Source organism: Hydrogenophaga sp. FG152 (assembly GCF_057809615.1).
Window position 1 is genome coordinate 111,887 of record NZ_JBMDKH010000005.1, and the last position, 18,153, is coordinate 130,039.

General features: G+C 64.0%; 14 protein-coding genes. 12 read left to right on the forward strand and 2 right to left on the reverse strand.

What is annotated here, in order from left to right:
* Position 1: 1 nt before the first annotated feature.
* A complete protein-coding gene (gene lptM / locus ACODTB_RS07845; RefSeq protein WP_488929230.1) occupies positions 2–205 on the reverse strand; it encodes an LPS translocon maturation chaperone LptM in 204 nt (67 codons plus the stop codon).
* A 12-nt stretch (positions 206–217) separates the two neighbouring features.
* Here lptM and cyaY point away from each other — a divergent pair, with 12 nt between their 5' ends.
* Entirely contained in the window at positions 218–547 is a 330-nt protein-coding gene (gene cyaY / locus ACODTB_RS07850; RefSeq protein ID WP_291113827.1) for an iron donor protein CyaY, read from the forward strand.
* Here cyaY and ACODTB_RS07855 read toward each other — a convergent pair.
* Positions 537–2,963, reverse strand: coding sequence for a penicillin-binding protein 1A (locus tag ACODTB_RS07855; protein ID WP_488929231.1), 2,427 nt, complete (start codon positions 2,961–2,963; stop codon positions 537–539). The genes cyaY and ACODTB_RS07855 overlap by 11 nt on opposite strands.
* 268 nt (positions 2,964–3,231) lie before the next feature.
* Here ACODTB_RS07855 and ACODTB_RS07860 point away from each other — a divergent pair, with 268 nt between their 5' ends.
* The 11 genes from ACODTB_RS07860 to ACODTB_RS07910 all read left to right on the forward strand — a co-directional run bounded on the left by ACODTB_RS07860 (position 3,232) and on the right by ACODTB_RS07910 (position 18,122).
* Entirely contained in the window at positions 3,232–4,311 is a 1,080-nt protein-coding gene (locus ACODTB_RS07860; protein ID WP_291113824.1) for a pilus assembly protein PilM, read from the forward strand.
* On the forward strand, positions 4,308–4,913 hold the full coding sequence (locus ACODTB_RS07865) for a PilN domain-containing protein (RefSeq protein WP_291113821.1): 606 nt from the start codon (positions 4,308–4,310) through the stop codon (positions 4,911–4,913). Before ACODTB_RS07860 ends, ACODTB_RS07865 begins: the two co-directional genes overlap by 4 nt.
* A 16-nt stretch (positions 4,914–4,929) precedes the next feature.
* Positions 4,930–5,610 (forward strand): type IV pilus inner membrane component PilO, encoded by a 681-nt coding sequence (locus ACODTB_RS07870; RefSeq protein WP_291113818.1) that lies wholly within the window; start codon positions 4,930–4,932, stop codon positions 5,608–5,610.
* Positions 5,607–6,161, forward strand: a complete 555-nt coding sequence (locus ACODTB_RS07875) for a pilus assembly protein PilP (protein ID WP_488929232.1) — start codon at positions 5,607–5,609, stop codon at positions 6,159–6,161. Before ACODTB_RS07870 ends, ACODTB_RS07875 begins: the two co-directional genes overlap by 4 nt.
* Positions 6,158–8,290: a type IV pilus secretin PilQ gene (locus ACODTB_RS07880; RefSeq protein ID WP_488929233.1), complete on the forward strand. Its 2,133-nt coding sequence runs from the start codon at positions 6,158–6,160 to the stop codon at positions 8,288–8,290. The genes ACODTB_RS07875 and ACODTB_RS07880 overlap by 4 nt, the downstream gene beginning before the upstream one ends.
* On the forward strand, positions 8,287–8,850 hold the full coding sequence (locus ACODTB_RS07885; protein ID WP_291113811.1) for a shikimate kinase: 564 nt from the start codon (positions 8,287–8,289) through the stop codon (positions 8,848–8,850). The genes ACODTB_RS07880 and ACODTB_RS07885 overlap by 4 nt, the downstream gene beginning before the upstream one ends.
* A 45-nt stretch (positions 8,851–8,895) precedes the next feature.
* Positions 8,896–10,017, forward strand: a complete 1,122-nt coding sequence (gene aroB / locus ACODTB_RS07890) for a 3-dehydroquinate synthase (RefSeq protein ID WP_291113808.1) — start codon at positions 8,896–8,898, stop codon at positions 10,015–10,017.
* Complete coding sequence (locus tag ACODTB_RS07895) at positions 10,017–11,201, forward strand: deoxyguanosinetriphosphate triphosphohydrolase (RefSeq protein ID WP_291113805.1); 1,185 nt, start codon at positions 10,017–10,019, stop codon at positions 11,199–11,201. Before aroB ends, ACODTB_RS07895 begins: the two co-directional genes overlap by 1 nt.
* Positions 11,198–12,397 carry an MFS transporter gene (locus ACODTB_RS07900; protein ID WP_291113803.1) on the forward strand — a complete coding sequence of 400 codons (1,200 nt, stop codon included), beginning with the start codon at positions 11,198–11,200 and terminating at the stop codon, positions 12,395–12,397. Before ACODTB_RS07895 ends, ACODTB_RS07900 begins: the two co-directional genes overlap by 4 nt.
* Before the next feature lie 54 nt (positions 12,398–12,451).
* A complete protein-coding gene (locus ACODTB_RS07905) occupies positions 12,452–13,153 on the forward strand; it encodes a transposase (RefSeq protein WP_291113800.1) in 702 nt (233 codons plus the stop codon).
* Positions 13,154–13,343: 190 nt separating this feature from the next.
* Positions 13,344–18,122, forward strand: coding sequence for a glutamate synthase-related protein (locus ACODTB_RS07910; RefSeq protein ID WP_488929234.1), 4,779 nt, complete (start codon positions 13,344–13,346; stop codon positions 18,120–18,122).
* Positions 18,123–18,153: the final 31 nt, after the last annotated feature.

Sequence of the window (18,153 nt, forward strand, 5' to 3'; positions counted from 1 at the left end):
ATCAACGCTGCGCTGGGGTGGCGGGCGTCTCGGCGGGAGCCGTTGGAGCGGGGGAGGATGACTTCTTGGGCGCGGGCGCGTTGGGATCGGGCAGGTACAGGGGGCCCTTTTGGCCACACGCCGCGAGCACCAAGGCGCTCACGGCGATGGCCATGCCACGCGAGGGGCCGATGGCCCGACCTAGAATGCGTTTCAAACCAAACATCGACGCATTGTAATGACCGACACCGAGTACCAGGACCGCGCAGAAGCGCTGCTTCGGGCGATTGAACTGGCCTGCGACCGCATCAACGACGAGACCGATGCCGACGTCGACAACCAGCGGGTGGGCGGCATGATCACCCTGACCTTCGCCAACGGCAGCCAGATCATCATCAACCTGCAGAAACCGCTGCACGAGGTGTGGATGGCTGCGCGCGCCGGTGGCTTCCACTACAAGCACGACGGCCGAGCCTGGATGGATACCAAGGGGCAGGGCGAGTTCTTTGCCCACCTCTCGCGTTGCGCCTCGGAGCAGGCCGGGCAGTCGCTGGGTTTCAGTTCCTGAAGAGGTCCAGGATGCTGCGGCGCTCTTCGGTAGGTCCTGCAGGGGGCTTGCTGATAGGGACACCGTTGGCATCCAGCTCGGGTGGCGCCCCGGTGGCTCCCGGCAGGGGGTCTTGCAATCCCAGGCTGTGCACACCCCGTCCTGGGCCGAACTCCTCGTAGTACCACTCACCGCCCACGTTGATCACGCCGGAGGGTGGTGTGTAGGATGCAACGGGAACGCCTTTGAGGGCCTCCGACATGAAGGAAATCCAGATCGGCAGGCTCAGGCCGCCGCCGGTTTCGCGGCTGCCGAGGTTGCGCGGCGAGTCGTAACCCACCCAGGCCGCGGCCACCAGGGTGGGCTGGTAGCCAACAAACCAGGCATCGACCGAATCGTTGGTGGTGCCGGTCTTGCCGTACAGGTCGGTCCGCTTCAGCGTGGCCTGCGCCCGCGCGGCCGTGCCGGACCGGGTGATCTCCTGCAGCAGGCTGTTCATGATGAAGGCATTGCGAGGTTCGATCGCGCGTTGCTCTTCGGTGGGGCTCACTTCCGGCGCTTCGTACAACAGCTTGCCCTTGTGGTCGCTCACCCGCAGGATGAGGGTGGGTGCGATGCGGTAGCCACCATTGGCAAACACAGCGTAGCCGGTGGCCATCTGCATCGGGGTGACCGAGCCCGCGCCGAGCGCCATCGTGAGGTACGGAGGGTGTTTGTCGGCATCGAAGCCGAAACGCGACACCCACTGCTGCGCACTCTGCGTGCCGACCAGCTGCAGCACGCGAATGGACACCATGTTCTTCGACTTGGCCAGCGCGCGCCGCACCGACATGGGGCCTTCGAACTGACCGTCGTAGTTCTTCGGTTCCCACGGCTTGCCGCCGGTTTCACCCGCAGAGTAGAAGAGCGGTGCATCGTTGACCACCGTCATCGGCGTCACGCCCTTTTCCAGTGCCGCGGAGTAGATGAAAGGCTTGAAGCTCGAACCGGGCTGGCGCCAGGCCTGAGTGACGTGGTTGAACTTGCTCTTCTGGAAGTCGAACCCGCCGACCAGGGCAATCACCTTGCCCGAACGGGGGTCCAGCGCCACGAAGGCCGACTCGACCTCCGGCAGCTGTGTGATGCGCCAGACCTTAGGCGCTGTCTGCACGACGCGGATCACCGCGCCCGGCCGGATCTTGACGTTGGGGCCCGCTTTGTCGGACAGGCCCGATTGCACGGGCTTGAGGCCCTCACCGGTGATTTCGAACGGCTCGCCATCCTGGCGCACGGCCACCACGCGCTTGGCATTGGCCTCCAGCACGACCGCCGACAGCAAGTCGTCGTTGTCCGGGCGATCCGTCAGCGCCTCGTCGATGGCGTCGTCGCGCGCCGCCTTGTCTTCCGGCAGGTCGATGAACAACTCCGGCCCCCGGTAGAACTGGCGCCGCTCGTAGTCCAGCACCCCCTGGCGCACGGCACGGTAGGCCGCGAGTTGTTCGTTCGCCTTGATGGTGGTCGTCACGACCAGGCCTCGCGTATAGGCTTCCTCACCATACTGGGAGACGATGGACTGGCGCACCATCTCAGCCACGAACTCGGCGTGAGGCCGGTTCGAGGGGTTCAATGCCCGCAGCTGGAGCTGCTCGGCCTTCGCCACTTCGGCTTCTTCGGGAGTGATGAAGCCGTTTTCCACCATCCGGTCGATGATGTGCAACTGGCGTGCGCGCGCGCGGCGCGGGTTCTTGACGGGGTTGTAAGCGGAAGGCGCCTGGGGCAGACCGGCGAGCATGGCCGCTTCCGCAATGGTCACATCCTTCAGGGATTTACCGAAGTAGATCTGCGATGCGGCGGAAAAACCGTAGGCCCGCTGCCCCAGGAAGATCTGATTCATATAGATCTCGAGGATCTGCTCCTTGGTCAGCATGTGCTCCAGCTTGAACGTCAGGAGCACCTCGTAGATCTTGCGGGTGTAACTCTTCTCGGCGGACAGGTACACATTGCGCGCCACCTGCATGGTGATGGTGGACGCCCCCTGGCTCTTGGCCTGCCGCAGATTGGCGAGGGCTGCGCGAAGCATGCCACGGTAGTCGACGCCGTTGTGTTCGAAGAAGCGAGCGTCTTCGATGGCCAGCACCGCGTGCTTCATGACCGCGGGGATCTCGTTGATGGTGAGCAGGTTGCGCCGCTCTTCACCAAACTCGCCGATCAACGAGCCATCGGACGAGATCACCCTCAAAGGCAGCTTGGGCCGGTAGTCGGCCAAGCCGGCCACCTCGGGCAGATTGGGATAGGCCACCGCGAGCGCGATGCCCACGGCCATCAACACGCACGCAACACCCGCCACCGCCAGTCCGGCCAGACCCACCACCAAGCGACCGGCCCAGATGAGTGCGGTTCGCCCAGTCAATACTGATGCGTCAGAGGGGCGAGGCGAAGAAGTGTCGTTCTTGGGCATGCAGTCGTTCAGAGCCGGAGCCCGTGATTATAAAAATCGGGATGACGAGCTCAGATGGGCTCGGCAAGCATATTGTGAGTTGTTGTGTATTTCCCGGCCAAACGGCCGATGAAGCGGTAAACACCGGGTCCAGGATGCGTATGCTTTTGACAACGTTTCAGTTTGTCTCAAAGGCAAAAAATCTTTGCTGGACAAGGGGCTTACTGCTAGCATTCAAGTGAATTATTAAGTTTGGCGACGCCTGTCGCCATCATTTTTGGGGGCCACCTTGATCTCATTGGGGTCGTTATTCAGCCGGGAACCGGCGCCCTTGTTGGGCATCGATGTCAGCTCATCCAGCGTCAAACTGGTGGAGCTGAGCCGCAACCGTTCGGGCGACCTGGTGCTGGAGCGTTGCGCCATGGAGCCTCTGGAGCGAGGCTGGATCACCGACGGCAATATCGAGAAGTTCGATGAGGTGGCCGAAGCGGTGCGTCGTGTGGTCCGCAAGAGCGGCAGCAAGACCAAGAATGTGGCGCTTGCCTTGCCAGCGTCGGCCGTGATCACCAAGAAGATCATTCTGCCTGGCGGCCTTTCCGACAAGGAACTTGAGGCCCAGGTCGAATCGGAAGCCAATCAATACATTCCCTTTTCGCTTGACGAGGTCAGCCTCGACTTCTGCGTCATCGGCCCGAGCGCCAATTCCGTGGGCGATGTGGAGGTGCTGATTGCCGCGTCGCGCAAGGAGAAGGTCTCGGACCGCCAAGGTTTGGCCGAGGCGGCCGGGCTCAAGCCGGTCGTGATGGACGTGGAGTCCTACGCTTCCCGAATGGCCGCAGGCCGCGTGATTGAAACCCTGCCCAACCAGGGTGTGGACTCGCTCGTCGCTCTGTTCGAGGTAGGCGCATTGACCACCAGCATGCAGGTGATGCGCAACGATGACGTGCTGTATGAACGCGATCAGGCCTTTGGCGGCGCTCAGCTGACGCAGCTGATCGTGCGCCAGTACGGCTTTTCGTCGGATGAAGCCGAGGCCAAGAAGCGCTCTGGTGACTTGCCCGACGACTACCGCTCTGCGGTGCTCGACCCCTTCATCGAAAGCATGGCGCAGGAAGTCGGCCGTGCCCTCCAGTTCTTTTTCACCAGCACGCCGTACAACAAGGTGGACCACATTCTCCTCGCTGGCGGCAGCGCGGCGTTGCCGGGCCTGACCGAGGCCGTGACCCACCAGACATCGTTCGCCTGCATGGTGATCAATCCTTTTGACGCCATGGAAATGGCGGCTTCCGTACAGGCCCGCAAGATGTCCCGCGAAGCGCCGTCGTACCTGACCTCCACGGGCTTGGCGCTCCGGAGGTTCTACCAATGATCCTCATCAACCTGTTGCCTCACCGCGAGGCGACCCGCAAGCGGCAAAAGGACCAGTTTTTCACGCAGTTGGGTTTGTCCGCGCTGTTGGGTGGGGTGATCTGCGGGGCGGTTTTCACTTGGTACCAGGGACAGATTTCGGCGCAACAGGATCGAAATATCTTTCTCCAGGGTGAAATCACGAAGCTGGATGCCGAGATCAAGGACATCGCCAATCTGCAGCGCGAAATCGCCTCCTTGCGCGCTCGCCAGACGGCGGTGGAGAACCTGCAGGGTGACCGCAATCTGCCCGTGCACTTGCTGGACGAGCTGGTTGCGCAACTGCCCGATGGGGTCTACCTCACCAGCATGAAGCAGGAAAACCAGAGCGTGTTGCTGGTGGGTGTGGCCCAGTCGCAAGAGCGCGTCTCTGATTTGTTGCGCAACCTGTCGAACAACAGCCCCTGGTTGGTGCGACCGGATCTGGTTGAAATCGTATCGGCCAGGCCTTCGGCGGGAAGCCGAGATCAGCGCCGCGTCTCGAATTTCACCATCCGTGTTTCGCTGAAGCGTCCTTCCGCGCCTCCGGCCTCCGCCGCGCCAGCTGCGCAGCGCAAAGTCTGAACAAGGGTCGCGCAACATGGCCAGAACGCCCAAGATCGCTGTGGATTTCAAGGGAATCCAGGACAAGCTCAAAGCCCAGTTCACAGGACTGGACCCCAACGACCCGTCACAATGGCCGGGCCTGCCTCGCAACCTGTTGTTTGTGGCGGTGTGCGTGGCGGTGGTTGCCGCGCTGTGGTTTGCCTGGCTCAAGAATTCGGATGAAGAGTTGATTGCCGAAAAGGCGCGCGAGGTGCAATTGCGCGAAGACTATCGCAAGAAGCTCGTGCAAGCCGTCAATCTGGACGCCCTGCGCAAACAGCTCGAGCAGGTTCAGCAGTACGTGACGCAACTTGAAAAGCAACTGCCCAGCAAGGCCGAGATGGATGCGCTGCTGTCGGACATCAACCAGGCCGGTCTGGGCCGGAGTCTGCAGTTCGAACTCTTTCGCCCGGGCCAGGTGAGTGTGAAGGAGTACTACGCGGAATTGCCAATCTCGGTGCGCGTGACCGGGACTTACCACGACATTGGATTGTTCGCGGCCGACATCGCGAACCTCTCTCGCATCGTCACCCTCAACAATTTGACCTTGACGCCTATCAGAGACCGCGAAGGGGTTCTGACCCTGGATTGCACGGCCAAGACTTTCCGGTATCTGGATCAGGAAGAAATTGCTGCGCAGCAAAGGGCTGCTGCACCAAAGGGAGCCAAGCCGTGACGCACCGCCGATGGATCCCAACGGTCGCTGTTGTGTTGCTCGCGTCGACCCTGGCCGCATGTACTTCGTCCGGACAGGATGAACTGCAGGTCTGGATGCAGACCGAGCGCAACTCGATCAAACCTTCTGTCCAGCCCATCCCGGAGCCCACCAAGTTCGTTCCTCAAGCCTACCTGGGTGAGCGCCAGATGCAGCCGTTCAGCGAAGAGAAGCTGGCGAGCGTGCTGCGCGGCAGCCAGTCAGCGCCCGTGGTCAACGCGGGTCTCCTCGAGCCCGAATTGAACCGACGCAAGCAACCTCTCGAAGCCCATCCGCTGGACGCGATGGCCATGGTGGGTAGCCTTAACCGCGATGGAAAACTGGTGGCGCTGGTGAAGGTGGACAGCCTGCTGTACCAGGTCAGGCCCGGCAACTACCTGGGGCAGAACTTCGGACGCGTCACGCGCATCACCGAGACCGAGGTGGTGATGCGCGAGATCGTGCAGGATTCGGCGGGGGAATGGATCGAGCGCGCTGCGGCGCTGCAATTACAAGAGGGTGCTTCTAAATGAACAAGCCAAACAGGGCAACGGGATTCGCAGCATTGGGGCGAGGGGTGCTCAAGGGGGCCGTGCTCGTCTGCATGACGTTGACCACCGTGTGGGCGCAGGCTCAAAACGCGATCCAATCAATCACGGGGGGCATTCAAGGGGGCGTGGAGGTCATCCGCATCAACACCACCCAGCCTTTGGCTGCCTTGCCCACGGGGTTCACCATCCAGGCACCCGCGCGCATCGCTCTGGATTTCCCCGGCGTGGCCAACGCCATTGGGCGCAATGCAGTCGACATCAATGAAGGCAACCTTCGCTCGGCCAACGTGGTGCAGGCGGGTGATCGCACCCGTGTGGTCATCAACCTGAAGCAGTCGGCCGCGTATGAAGCCAGGATTGAAGGCAAGACCTTGCTGGTGGTGTTGGAGCGTGCTCAACCGGTGACTGCCGCGACGGTGCCACCTTCGGCCTTTGCCGAAAACCGCAACCGCGACGTGGCCGCCTTGCGGGACATCGACTTCCGCCGTGGTGTTGGCAATGCGGGCCGTGTGGTGGTCGAACTGGCCAACAACCAGGTTGGTGTGGACATTCGTCAGCAGGGACAGAACCTGGTCGTCGAATTTCTCAAGACCTCGCTGCCCGAAGGCCTGCGCCGCCGCCTGGATGTCAGCGATTTCGGCACACCGATTCAAAGCGTGACCACCTCGCAGGCCGGTGACCGCGTGCGCATGGTGGTGACCCCGACGGGCAACTGGGAGCATTCGGCGTACCAGAGCGACAACCAGTTCGTGCTGGAAGTGCGTGAACAGAAAATCGATTCTTCCAAGCTGACGCAGGGGCCGGGCTACAACGGCGAGAAGCTGTCGCTCAATTTCCAGAACATCGAGGTTCGTTCGCTGCTGCAAGTCATTGCGGATTTCACCAACTTCAATATCGTGACCTCCGACTCGGTCACCGGTGCGGTCACGCTGCGACTCAAGGATGTGCCTTGGGACCAGGCGCTGGACATCATCCTGCAGGCCAAAGGCCTGGGCATGCGCAAGTCCGGCAATGTGCTGTGGATCGCGCCCAAGGATGAGATCGCGGCCCGCGAGAAGCAGGAGCTGGAGTCCAAGGTGTCGATCGAAAGCCTGGAGACCCTGAGAACGCAGGGCTTCCAGATGAACTATGCCAAGGCGGCCGACATCGCAGCGCAACTCACGGCGGGTGGCAGCAGCACTTCCTCCGCGGGAGGGTCGACCGGTGCGCGCATCCTGTCCGATCGCGGCAGCGTGATTTCCGAGCCCCGGACCAACCAGCTCTTCGTGACCGACATCGCGTCGCGCCTTGAGCAAGTGCAGGAGTTGATCCGCAAGCTCGACATCCCGATCCGTCAGGTGATGATCGAGGCGCGCATCGTGGAAGCCGATGACACCTTTGGCAAATCCCTGGGCGTGCGCCTGGGTGGTGGTGTCCGCGGCTTTGGCGTGGGATCGGCCAACGGCAGCCCGATCCAAGGCAATTTCGGTTCGAACTACGGCGCCGCGTCGTCGCTGGCGGGCCCTACGCTGACGTCGGCGCCCTTCGTCAACCTGCCCGCCAATCCCAGCAATGCGCAGGCGGCCTCTTTTGCGCTGTCGTTGTTCAATCCCAGTGCGTCCCGTTTCCTGAGTCTTGAAATTTCGGCGCTCGAATCGGATGGCAAGGGTCGCATCGTGTCGAGCCCGCGTGTGGTCACGGCCGATCAGGTCAAGGCCTTGATCGAACAGGGCACGGAATTCCCCTACCAGACGGCAACCTCCAGTGGTGCCACGGCGATTGCGTTCCGCAAGGCCAACCTGAAGCTGGAGGTGACGCCGCAGATCACGCCCGAAGGCAACATCATTCTCGACCTCGACATCAACAAGGACAGCCGTGGTGAGTCGACGCCGGACGGTATCGCGATCAACACCAAACACGTGCAGACGCAGGTGCTGGTGGAGAACGGCGGAACGGTGGTGATCGGTGGCATCTTCGAGCAGACCGAACGCGATGAAGTCAACAAGGTGCCCCTGCTGGGCGACTTGCCCGCCGTGGGCAATCTGTTCAAGTCGCGCAACCGTGTCGCGAACAAGTCCGAACTCCTGATCTTCATCACACCACGTGTATTGGGGCGCGCGGCAATCAATTGAGCGTTTCATCGAGCTATCTGATCGGCTTGCCAGGATCCGGCAAGTCGACGGTCGGGCGGCAACTGGCCCGACGCCTCGCTCTCCCCTTCTTCGATTCCGACCATGTGATCGAGCAGCGCCTGGGTTGTTCGATCCGGGAGTTTTTCGAGCGGGAGGGCGAAGCGCGTTTTCGCGACCTCGAAGCCTCGGTCATCGATGAGTTGACGCAAGGACCGGTGGCTGTCGTGTCCACCGGCGGCGGGTCGGTCTTGCGGCCCGAAAACCGCGAGCACCTGCACGAGCGTGGCAGGGTCTTCTACTTGAAGTCCACGCCGGAAGAGGTGTACCGCCGGCTGCGATACGACCGCAACCGGCCCTTGCTGCAGGTGGAAGACCCGTTGCAGCGCATTCGCGACCTGTTCGACGTGCGCGATCCCCTCTACCGTCAGACCGCGCATTTCGTCATCGAAACCGGTCGCCCTTCTGTGGCCACGCTGGTCAACATGATCGTGATGCAGCTGGAGCTCGATGGGTCGGTGGCGCCCGCTTCCGCGCCCCCACCCGCCCCTGGCGCGCCTTAGCGCTTTCCAGACCTTTGGGACGGACACCGAATAAACTCGGTGTCCATGACTTCATCGCACACGGCCCCGCGCACCCAACGGGTGGACATCGATTTCGGCGATCGCAGCTATGGCATCGTGATTGGTGCCTGCCTGCTGGACGCGCCCGAGAGCTATGCCGATCTTCCCAGCGCCGCCAGCGCCATGATCGTCACAAACCAGACGGTGGGGCGTTTGTACCGGGACCGCCTGGTCGACGCTCTGGCGCCGCGCTACAAGGCGATTCACACCGTGGTGCTGCCGGATGGCGAGGCGTACAAGACCTGGGAATCGCTCAACCTCATTTTCGATGCCTTGTTGTCCAACGGTTGCGACCGCAAGACCGTGCTCTTTGCGTTGGGTGGTGGTGTGGTCGGCGACATGGCGGGATTCGCTGCCGCGAGCTACATGCGTGGCGTCCCGTTTGTGCAGGTTCCAACCACCTTGCTTGCGCAGGTGGATTCGTCCGTGGGGGGCAAGACGGCCATCAACCACCCTTTGGGCAAAAACATGATCGGGGCCTTTTACCAGCCTCAGCGTGTGCTGTGCGACCTCGACGTGCTCAAGACCTTGCCCGAGCGGGAGCTCAGCGCGGGGTTGGCCGAGGTCATCAAGTACGGACCGATTGCCGACATGGCTTTCCTGGATTGGGTCGAAAGCAACATGGATGCTCTCATGGCGCGCGACGCCGACGCGCTTGCTTTCGCCGTGCGCCGCAGCTGCGAGATCAAGGCCTGGGTGGTGGGCCAGGACGAACGCGAGTCGGGCATGCGCGCGATTCTGAATTTTGGCCACACCTTCGGGCACGCCATCGAAGCGGGCATGGGTTATGGGGCTTGGCTGCATGGCGAAGCGGTGGGTTGCGGCATGGTCATGGCCGCGCGCCTGTCGGCGGCCTTGGGGCTGGTGGACGCTGCTTTTGTCGAGCGCCTGACCGCTCTGGTGCGGCGCGCGGGCTTGCCCACGGTGGCGCCCGTGCTGGACGCCCAGGACAATGTGGGCCGTTATCTGGAGCTGATGCGGGTGGACAAGAAATCCGAAGCTGGTGCCATCAAGTTCGTGGTGATCGATGCCCCAGGCCACGCCAGCATGCGCAGCGCCCCCGACGCGGTGGTGGCCCAGGTGATCGAAGCCAGTTGCCGGGCCTGATGGCCGTGCCGCCCACCCCCACCGGGCTGGCGGATTTCGCCAGCGATCCGGCGCTCAGCCGGGGACGTCGCCATCCTGAGCCCGAAGCGCCGACCCGCACCGCGTTCCAACGCGACCGGGACCGCGTGATCCATTCGACCGCGTTCAGGCGGCTGGTCTACAAGACCCAGGTGTTCCTGAACCATGAAGGCGACCTGTTCCGCACGCGCCTGACCCATTCGCTGGAGGTCGCCCAGCTGGGCCGGAGCATCGCGCGCTCGCTGCGCCTCAACGAAGACCTTGTCGAGGCCATTGCCCTGGCCCACGATCTGGGCCACACGCCTTTTGGCCATGCCGGGCAGGATGCCCTGAACGCCTGCCTCAAGGCCGCGTCCGCGCAAGCGGTGCCCGGCGATACCGACAGCTGGGGATTCGAACACAACCTCCAGAGCCTGCGCGTGGTCGATGAACTGGAAGAGCGCTACCCCGATTTCGACGGTTTGAACCTCTGCTTCGAGACCCGCGAAGGCATTCTCAAACACTGCTCCCGAGCCAATGCCCAGCGGCTGGAGCAACAGGAGCCGGGCGGCGTGGCATCGCGGTTCCTGCAGGGGGGATCGCCCTCGCTGGAGGCGCAGTTGTGCAACCTGGCCGACGAGATCGCCTATAACGCGCACGACATCGACGATGGTGTGCGCTCGGGCTTGTTGACCCTGGACCAGATGGCCGACGTGGAGCTGTTCGAGCACTACCGCCGCACGGCCTTGAAGGCGCATCCGCAACTGCAGGGGCGCCGCCTGTTGTTCGAGTCCATCCGCCTCATGCTCAGCGACCAGGTCTATGACGTGATCGACACCGCGCGCGCGCGGCTTTCGGCCGCGCAGGTCCACAGCGTGGAAGCGGTGCGCGCGGGTCCGCCGCTGGTGGCCTTCTCCGACGGCATGAGGGAACGCTCGCAAGTGTTGAAAAGTTTCCTGTTCCGCAACCTCTACCGCCATCCGCAGGTGATGGAGACCACCGATCGCGCTCGCCGTGTGGTCAGCGACTTGTTCGATCGCTACATGAATGCGCCTGGCGAATTGCCCGAGGCGCATGGGCGCAAACAACACCTGGCCAGGGCGGTGGCCGACTACATCGCTGGCATGACAGACCGATTTGCCATCCGTGAGCACGAACGCCTTTATGGCGCCGTGCTGTTCCCATGACGGCGTCTCCCGGCCTCGCGTCCCGGCCGCTGGCGGCCCTGGTGGTCGCCGTGGGCGTCACCTGCGCCTTGCACGTGGGCAAACTGCCGGTGGCCATTCCGGTCTTGCGAGAAAGTCTGGGCCTGAGCCTGGTGCAAGCCGGGTTCCTGTTGTCGCTGGTGCAGTTGGCGGGCATGACGCTGGGCCTGGTGGTGGGGCTGATGGCGGATCGGTTGGGTCCTCGCCGCGTCATGCTGGCAGGCTTGTTGTTGCTGGCCGCGGGGAGTGCACTGGGTGCACTGGCCCCCAACGTCCATGTGTTGCTGGTCACCCGGGTGATCGAGGGCATGGGTTTCCTCTCGGCCGTGTTGCCGGCGCCGGGCCTGCTGCGGCAGCGCGTGCACCATGCGCCCACGCTGTCCCGCTCGCTCGGTTGGTGGGGGGCGTACATGCCCCTGGGCACTTCGCTGGCTCTGCTGCTCGGTGTGCCCTTGCTCTCCGTCGTCGGTTGGCGTTGGGCCTGGTTGTTGTTGGCGTTGCTTTCCCTGTTGGCGGCGGTCGGACTGGCGAAATGGGTGACCCCGGACACGCAAGCGCAGTCCGCATCCGGCGCCACGGCCCTGGGTCCACGGCTTCGACGAACCTTGCGGGCGCCTGGCCCCTGGCTGATGGCCTTGGCGTTCTTCCTGTATTCGGGCCAATGGCTGGCCGTGGTCGGTTTCCTGCCGACGATCTACCACCAGGCCGGGTACACCGGCGCCACGGTGGCCGTGCTCAGCGCCCTGGCCGCGGGCATCAACATGGTCGGCAACATTGGCGGGGGCTGGTGGCTCGCCAGGGGCGCGCGCCCTGGTGTGGTGCTGGCGCTGGCCTATGTCGCGATGGGTGTGGGGGCCTGGGTGGCCTTTGGCGCCGAGGGCTACCCGGTGGCGCAGTACCTCGCGGTGTTGGTCTTCTCCGGGGTGGGTGGGCTGATTCCCGGGACGCTGTTTGGCCTGGCGGTCAAACTCGCTCCCGACAACGGGACAGTGTCCACCACGGTGGGCTGGATGCAGCAGTTCTCTGCCATGGGTCAATTCCTCGGGCCACCGCTGGTGGCCTGGGTGGCCACCCTGGTCGGTGGCTGGCAATGGACTTGGACCGTCACTGGCGCTTCCTCCTTGCTCGGCGTGCTGCTGGCGGGCCGGCTGCAGGCCGCGTGGCGCGCCCGGCCATAATCGGGGTCGGATTCGTTTCGAGCCGCGTCGCGGCTGCGTCCATCTGACCGCACCATGGCCCGCCTTCCCCGCCTGACCGTCGCCGGTTACCCGCACCATGTGATCCAGCGCGGCAACAACCGACAAGACATCGTGCGCAGCGACGCCGACCGCGAGTTCCTGCTGGAGCTGTTGGGCGACAACGCGCGCAAGCACCAGGTGGCACTCAACGCCTATGTGCTGATGGACAACCATTTCCATCTGCTGCTCACGCCCGAAACGGCGGAGGGTGTCCCGCTCATGATGCAGGCGGTGGGGCGGCGCTACGTGCGTCACTTCAACGACCTGTACCACCGCACTGGCACGTTGTGGGAGGGGCGCTACAAATCCACGCTGATTCAGACCGAACGCTACCTGCTGGCTTGCATGGTCTATCTGGACTTGAACCCGGTGCGCGCTGGCTTGGTGGTGGACCCGAAAAACCATCTCTGGTCAAGCCATCGCCACTACATCGGGCAGACGCCGGACCGGCGGATCACACCACCCGCCGTGTATTGGGGGCTGGGCAACACCCCGTTCGCCCGCGAAGCGGCGTACACCGAGTTGGTGCATGCGGGGCAATCGGTGGCGCAGCAGGGCGCCATCACCGACGCCACGCTGCACGGCTGGGCGCTCGGGGATGCGGACTTTGCCGCGGAGTTGCAAAAACGCACGCCGCGCCGGATTGCGCGCGGCCGACCGGGCCGCCCCCCGTCCACCTCTTCCAAGGAAAACTGACTTGAGGCTTCAGAAGCCCTGGGACGCGTCTTCACCGCGTTTTAATCTGTCCCCAATAAAACGCCGATCAAATTTGTCGGGATTTAAATGGAATCTGACCCCATTTAATTTGCTTGGCATTGTTGTTGCAATGCAATAAGCTCGCAGTCCCGTTTTTGCATTCACGCCCACGAACCGAGAAGGAAGCGCCATGACCACGGCAGCCGAACAACAGCACCTCCAGCAACACGGTCTGTACGACCCTTCCCACGAGCACGACGCTTGTGGCGTGGGCTTCGTGGCCCACATCAAGGGTGAGAAGAGCCATGCCATCGTGAAGCAGGGCCTGAAGATCCTGGAAAACCTGGATCACCGGGGTGCGGTCGGCGCCGACAAGCTCATGGGCGACGGGGCAGGGCTGTTGATCCAGCTGCCCGACGCGCTGTACCGCGAGGAGATGGCGGCCCAGGGCGTGGTGCTGCCGCCGGCGGGGGAGTACGGCGTGGGCATGATTTTCATGCCCAAGGAGCACGCCAGCCGCCTGGCCTGCGAGCAGGAGATGGAGCGTGCGATCGCTGCCGAAGGCCAGGTGCTGCTGGGCTGGCGCGACGTGCCGGTCAACCGCGACATGCCCATGTCGCCCACGGTGCGCGAAAAGGAGCCGATCATCCGTCAGGTCTTCATCGGCCGCGGCAACGACGTGATCGTTCAGGACGCGCTGGAGCGCAAGCTGTACGTGATCCGCAAAACGGCCAGTGCCAACATCCAGCGCCTCAAGCTGACCCACAGCAAAGAGTATTACGTGGTCAGCATGAGCAGCCGCACGGTGGTCTACAAGGGCCTGCTGCTGGCCGATCAGGTGGGCACCTACTTCCGCGATCTGGAAGATGAGCGCTGCGTTTCGGCCCTGGGTCTGGTGCACCAGCGTTTCTCGACCAACACCTTCCCCGAGTGGCCGCTCGCCCACCCGTACCGCTATGTCGCGCACAACGGCGAGATCAACACCGTCAAGGGCAACTACAACTGGATGAAGGCGCGCGAGGGTGTGATGTCTTCGCCGGTGCTGGGGGCCGACCTGCAGAAGCTGTACCCGATCAGCTTCGCCAGCCAGTCCGACACCGCCACCTTCGACAACTGCCTCGAGCTGCTCACCATGGCGGGTTACCCGCTGGCCCAGGCCGTGATGATGATGATTCCCGAGCCCTGGGAGCAGCACACCACCATGGACGGTCGCCGCAAGGCCTTTTACGAGTACCACGCCGCGATGATGGAGCCCTGGGACGGCCCCGCCTCCATCGTGTTCACCGACGGCCGCCAGATCGGCGCCACGCTGGACCGCAACGGCCTGCGCCCGTCGCGCTACTGCATCACCGACGACGACTTCGTGATCATGGGCTCCGAGTCGGGCGTGCTGCCCGTGCCGGAAAACAAGATCGTGCGCAAGTGGCGCCTGCAGCCCGGCAAGATGTTCCTGATCGATCTGGAACAAGGCCGCATGATCGACGACGAGGAGCTCAAGGCCAACCTCGCCAACAGCAAGCCCTACAAGCAGTGGATCGACAACCTGCGCATCCGCCTCGATGACGTGGAAACGCCGGTGGCCGGCGAGTCCGCGCAAGAGCAGCGCATCACCGCCACCGAGCCGCAGTCCGCGGGCGTCGAGCGCGTCGCGCCCGAGCTGCTGGACCGCCAGCAGGCCTTCGGCTACACGCAGGAAGACATCAAGTTCCTGATGAGCCCGATGGCCGCCAACGGCGAAGAAGGCATCGGCTCCATGGGCAACGACAGCCCCCTGGCCGTGCTCTCCGACAAAAACAAGCCGCTCTACAACTACTTCAAGCAGTTGTTCGCGCAGGTGACCAACCCGCCGATCGACCCGATCCGCGAAGCGATCGTGATGTCGCTGGTGTCTTTCATCGGTCCCAAGCCCAACCTGCTGGACATCAACCAGGTCAACCCCCCGATGCGCCTGGAGGTGAGCCAGCCGGTGCTCGACTTCGCCGACATGGCCAAACTGCGCGACATCGATGCCGTGACGCAGGGCAAGTTCCGCAGCCACACGCTGGACATCACCTACCCCGCGACCTGGGGCCGCGAAGGCGTGGAAGCCAAGCTGGCCTCGCTGTGCGCGAGCGCGGTGGACGCGATCAAGGGTGGCAAGAACATCCTGATCATCAGCGACCGCGCCGTCAGCGCCACGCAGATCGCCATTCCCGCGCTGCTGGCGCTGTCCGCGATCCACCAGCACCTGGTGCGTGAAGGCCTGCGCACCACCGCCGGCCTGGTGGTCGAGACTGGCACGGCGCGCGAAGTGCACCACTTCGCCGTGCTCGCCGGCTACGGCGCCGAGGCCGTGCATCCCTACCTGGCCATGGAAACCCTGGCCGCGATCAGCCAGGGCCTGCCTGGCGACCTGAGCGCCGACAAGGCGATCTACAACTACGTCAAGGCGATCGGCAAGGGCCTGTCCAAGATCATGTCCAAGATGGGCGTATCAACCTACATGTCCTACTGCGGTGCGCAGCTGTTCGAGGCGATCGGCCTCAACAGCGAAACCGTGGACAAGTACTTCACCGGCACCGCCAGCCGTGTGGGTGGCATCGGCGTGTTCGAGATCGCCGAAGAAGGCATCCGCATGCACAAGGCCGCCTTCGGCGACGACCCGGTGCTGGCCACGATGCTGGAGACCGGCGGCGAATACGCCTGGCGCGCCCGGGGCGAAGAGCACATGTGGACGCCCGACGCCATCGCCAAGCTGCAGCACAGCACGCGAGCGAACAACTGGAACACGTACAAGGAGTACGCGCAGATCATCAACGACCAGAGCCGCCGCCACATGACGCTGCGCGGCCTGTTCGAATTCAAGATCAACCCCAGCACCGCGATCTCGATCGACGAGGTCGAGCCGGCGGCGGAAATCGTCAAGCGCTTCGCCACCGGCGCCATGTCGCTGGGTTCCATATCGACCGAGGCCCACGCGACGCTGGCCGTGGCGATGAACCGCATCGGCGGCAAGAGCAACACGGGTGAAGGTGGGGAGGACGCCCTGCGTTATCGCAACGAGCTCAAGGGCATCCCGATCAAGCAGGGCCAGACCATGTCGGACCTGCTGGGCAAGGACACCTTCGAGGTGGACTACGAGCTGCAGGCGGGCGACTCCATGCGCTCCAAGATCAAGCAGGTGGCTTCGGGCCGCTTCGGGGTCACGGCCGAGTACCTCAACAGCGCCGATCAGATCCAGATCAAGATGGCGCAGGGCGCCAAGCCCGGCGAGGGCGGCCAACTGCCCGGGGGCAAGGTGAGCGACTACATCGGCAAGCTGCGCCACAGCGTGCCGGGCGTGGGCCTGATCTCGCCGCCGCCGCACCACGACATCTATTCCATCGAGGATCTGGCGCAGCTGATCCACGACCTGAAGAACGTCGCACCGCACTCCAGCATCAGCGTCAAGCTGGTGTCCGAGATCGGCGTGGGCACCATCGCCGCGGGCGTTGCCAAGTGCAAGGCCGACCATGTGGTGATCGCGGGCCACGACGGCGGTACGGGCGCCTCGCCCTGGTCGTCCATCAAGCACGCTGGCAGTCCCTGGGAAATTGGCTTGGCCGAAACGCAGCAGACGCTGGTGCTCAACCGCCTGCGCAGCCGCATCCGCGTGCAGGCCGACGGCCAGATGAAGACCGGCCGCGACGTGGTGATCGGTGCCTTGCTCGGTGCCGACGAGTTCGGCTTCGCCACCGCGCCACTGGTGGTCGAGGGCTGCATCATGATGCGCAAGTGCCACCTCAACACCTGCCCGGTGGGTGTGGCCACGCAGGACCCGGTGCTGCGCAAGAAGTTCAGCGGCAAGCCCGAGCACGTGGTGAACTACTTCTTTTTCATCGCCGAAGAAGCGCGCCAGATCATGGCGCAGCTGGGCATCCGCAAGTTCGACGACCTGATCGGCCGCGCCGACCTGCTGGACATGAAGCAGGGCATCGAGCACTGGAAGGCGCGCGGCCTGGACTTCGGCCGCCTGCTGGCGCAGCCGATCGTGCCGGCCGACGTGCCGCGTTTCCACACCCAGGCGCAGGAGCACGGGCTGGAGAAGTCGCTCGACAACATCCTGATCCAGAAGTCGCGCGCGGCGATCGACAAGGGCGAGCGCGTGCAGTTCATCGAGGTGGCGCGCAACGTCAACCGCTCGGTGGGCGCGATGCTCTCGGGCGCCGTGACGAAGGTGCACCCCGAAGGCCTGCCGGACGACACCATCCGCATCCAGCTCGAGGGCACGGGTGGCCAGTCGTTCGGCGCATTCCTCACGCGTGGCATCACGCTGTACCTGATCGGCGACGCCAACGACTACACCGGTAAGGGCCTTTCCGGCGGGCGCGTGGTGGTGCGCCCCAGCATCGACTTCCGTGGCGAAGCCACGCGCAACATCATCGTGGGCAACACCGTGATGTACGGCGCCACCACCGGTGAAGCCTTCTTCAGCGGCGTGGCCGGCGAGCGGTTCGCGGTGCGCCTGTCGGGCGCCACCGCGGTGGTGGAGGGCACGGGCGACCACGGTTGTGAATACATGACCGGCGGCACCGTGGTGGTGCTGGGCAAGACCGGCCGCAACTTCGCCGCCGGCATGAGCGGCGGCATTGCCTACGTGTACGACGAGGACGGCGACTTCGCCAAGCGCTGCAACACGGCCATGGTCAGCCTGGAAAAAGTGCTGCCCGCCGCCGAGCAGGAGGCCACGCTGGACCGCGCCATCTGGCACCGCGACCTGAGCGACGAAGCGCAGCTCAAGAAGCTGCTGGAGGAGCACAACCGCTGGACCGGCAGCAAGCGCGCGCGCGAACTGCTCGACACCTGGGCGCAGTCGCGCGGCAAGTTCGTGAAGGTGTTCCCGAACGAATACAAGCGCGCCCTGGGCGAGATCCACGCCCGCAAGGCCGCCGCCGTCGTCACCACCAAGGCCCAGACCACGGCGAAAACAGCCACGGCGCCCGCCAAGTAAGCCCGCCGCACGCACGAACACGAAGGAATCG